The sequence below is a fragment of the Candidatus Eisenbacteria bacterium genome (genome assembly GCA_016867715.1).
Lineage (GTDB): Bacteria > Orphanbacterota > Orphanbacteria > Orphanbacterales > Orphanbacteraceae > VGIW01.
In genome coordinates this window covers 1-3,063 of record VGIW01000158.1, presented here as the reverse complement: position 1 = coordinate 3,063, position 3,063 = coordinate 1, and the positions used below count along the sequence as shown (strand labels likewise).

Below are 3,063 nucleotides of genomic sequence, written 5' to 3'. Positions count from 1 at the left end.
TGAACATGAGGCCGATCGGTCCCGCGCCGATCACCGCCGCGACGTGGTCCATGCGGAATCCGGTCCGCTCGACCCCGTGCGCGACGCAGGCGAGCGGCTCGAGAAGCGCCATCCGCTCGAAGGGGATCCCTTCCGGGATCGTGTAGAGGTTCTGGCGGACGATCGGCTCGGGAACGAGGATGAACTCGGAGTAGGCTCCGTTCAGGAATTGAAGGTTTTCACATAAATTGTGCCGGTCGATCCGGCAGAAGTCGCATGCGTTGCACGGGGCGGAGTTCGCCGCGACGACCGCCGCGCCCGGCCGGATACCGGAGACCCCCGGCCCGACCTCCTCGACGAGCCCCGCGAACTCATGGCCGAAGGGGGAGGGGAGGCGCGGGATCATCTTGTGGCCCCCGCGCTGGAAGGTCTTGAGGTCGGTCGCACAGGTGAGGGCCCGCGCGACGCGGACGAGGACCTCTCCCCTTCCGGGCCTCGGGACGGGGACTTCCTCAAGGCGGAGGTCGCGCGCGCCGTAGAAGAGGGCGGAGAGCATCGTCTTCATCGGCCCCCTCCGGGTGTACCAGGTACAAATCCATGTGTACCTGGTACAAGAACGACCTTCCTCGCGTTTCCGGAGCGGATCGCGCGAAGCCCCTCGTCGATCCGGTCCAAGGGGAGGCGGTGCGTGATGAGCTCCTCGAAGGGGAGGGAGCCGCTCCGAATGAGGCGCCACGCGGCGCGGAGGTCGCGCGGCGAGGAGGAGTAGGTCGCCAGGACACGGACCTCTCTCTTATAGATACGGTTCGGATCGAAGGAGACCCGGGTCCCCTCGTCGGGGGCGGAGAAGAGGTGCACGGTCCCGCCGCGGCGGACGAGATCGAGGGCGAGGCCGAACGTCTCCGCCGCGCCCGCCGCGAGGAGGACCTGGTCCGCCCCATCGCCCTTCGTGCGGCGGCGCACGGAGGCGGCCGCTCGCTTCGGATCGGCGGGGAGAGGGACCGCTCCGCACCACCTCGAGGCGAAGCGCGTCCGCTCGGTGATTCGGTCGAGGCCGAGGACGCGGGCGCCGCGCTTTCGAAGGAGCGCCGCGAGGAGGAGCCCGACGAAGCCGAGGCCGACGACGACGAAGGTCTCCCCGCGCCTCGCCTCGCTTCTCCGGACCGCGCGAAGACAGCACGCGAGCGGCTCGGTGAGGCTCGCGAGGCCCTCGTCCATCCGCCGCGGGATGCGGAACGCCGCGAGCCGAAGGTGCCCGCCCGTCGCCGCGACGAACTCCGCCCAGCCGCCCGGGTCGAGGTTCGTCGAGCGGAAGAGCGCGCACTGCGACTCGTGGCCGGATCGGCAGAAGCGGCAGCGCCCGCAGGGGACATGGTGCGCGACGACGATCCGGTCCCCCGCGCGCCATTCGCGCGCGCGCGGCCCGATCCTCTCGACGACCCCGGCGACCTCGTGCCCGAGAACCGTTCCTCTTTCGGCGCCGGCGAGCTTGTGCGTGTCGGAGCCGCAGATCCCGACCGCGGCGACCCGGACGAGCGCTCCGTCCGCCGGTACGCGCGGGAGGGGGACCTCCCCGATTCGAACCCCGCCTTTTCCGTCCGCGACCACCGCGCGCATGCCGCGCCTCCCGAAACCCGACTTCCGCCCGGAGGGCGGGATCTCGTTCCTTAACAGGAGCACCCTGATACGGTATCCTATCGCCTCGGGTTCCGCCACCTTCCCCTGGGGGATCGAGATGAACACTCGTGTGCGAGCGCTCCTCCTCGCATCGATCCTTGTCCCGTCGCTCGCGCCGGCCGGGGAGCGGGTGGAGCGGGTACTGGTGCCGATCGCCTCCCGCTTCGACCCGGTCCCTTGGGCGGGGAACCGGTACGCGACCGCGGTCGCGACCGCCCCCGCATGGCTCGCGATGGAGGAGCGTCCCGAGATCGTCTACGGGCAAGTTCAAACCGAGGGGATCCTCGACGAAGACAACCTTCTCTGTGTCCGCTCGCGCGCCTTCGGGTTCGCGACCGAGTCGTTCGCGTGGGCGGAGGAGCGGACGATGCGGCGCTACACGCTCGCGGTCGCGAAGCGGGTCGATCGGAACGCGGCGATCGGGATCGCCTATACCTGGTGCGCGTCGGACGATGATGATCTCGACGCGGTCGATTCGTGGGACATCGGGCTTGCATGGAAGCCCCATCCGCGGATCGACCTCGTCGCGAACGGGAGGAACCTCTTTCGGACTGAGTTCGGGGAGTTCAAGCTCGGGCGGATCTATGAGGCGGGGGCGCGCGCGGCGCTTCTTCCGAACGCGCTCTTCGTCTTCGCAGAGGCGCGGAGGTTCGCGGGGGACGACTTCGGCGACATCATCCCCGTGTTCGGGGCGGAGTACGAGCCGTTCGGTTTTCTCACGCTCCGCGGTCGCGCGGACACGGAGAGCACGCAGGGTCTCAACATCGAGCTCACCTACGGATCCTCGTCGATCGGATTCCACTACCTCTTCCGCAAGGGGGAAGAGGACGGATCGCTCGCGTACCTCAAGCTGCACGTTCCGCGGAGGTGAGGAATTCCTTAACACGTAATGGTTCTTTCGAGAGGGGAGTCGGGGCCCGGATCGCGAGCGTCGGTGCGTGTCCGCGACTTCTCCGGCTTCTCTGCCGTATACTGGCGGCATGAAGCGAGAATCCCGCCGCGCCGCACGGATCGCGTCTCTCGTTCTTCTCCTTTCCCTCGTCTTCGCCGCCTTCGTTCGGTTTCGGCTCCTCGATGTCCCCCTCGAGCGGGACGAGGGGGAGTACGCGTACATGGGGAGGCTGATCCTCGAGGGGACGCCTCCCTATGCCGAGGCGTACAACATGAAGCTACCGGGGATCTACGTCGTCTACGCGGGGATCCTCGCGCTCTTCGGCGAGACGATCCGAGGGATCCATCTCGGGCTTCTCGCCGCGAACCTTCTCGCGATCGTCCTCGTCTTCGCGATCGCGCGGCGTCTTCTCTCGGGAATCGGAGCCGGGGCGGCGGCCGCATGCTACGCCGTTCTCTCGGCGAGCCGCGGCGTGCAGGGGGTCTTCGCGAATGCCGAGCACTTTCTCCTCGTCT

Annotated in this window: 4 protein-coding genes; 2 read left to right on the top strand and 2 right to left on the bottom strand. The window is 68.5% G+C overall.

The genetic code is table 11. The annotated features are described in order from the left end of the window. On the bottom strand, positions 1–544 hold a 544-nt coding region (locus tag FJY73_14265; protein MBM3321825.1), incomplete at its 3' end, for an alcohol dehydrogenase catalytic domain-containing protein. Continuing rightward, positions 541–1,596 (bottom strand): alcohol dehydrogenase catalytic domain-containing protein, encoded by a 1,056-nt coding sequence (locus FJY73_14260; protein ID MBM3321824.1) that lies wholly within the window; start codon positions 1,594–1,596, stop codon positions 541–543. The genes FJY73_14260 and FJY73_14265, both read right to left, overlap by 4 nt. A 118-nt stretch (positions 1,597–1,714) precedes the next feature. Here FJY73_14260 and FJY73_14255 point away from each other — a divergent pair, with 118 nt between their 5' ends. After that, entirely contained in the window at positions 1,715–2,527 is an 813-nt protein-coding gene (locus tag FJY73_14255) for a hypothetical protein (protein ID MBM3321823.1), read from the top strand. 109 nt (positions 2,528–2,636) lie between these two features. Then, positions 2,637–3,063 (top strand): hypothetical protein (locus FJY73_14250; protein MBM3321822.1); only part of this gene is annotated, 427 nt, incomplete at its 3' end.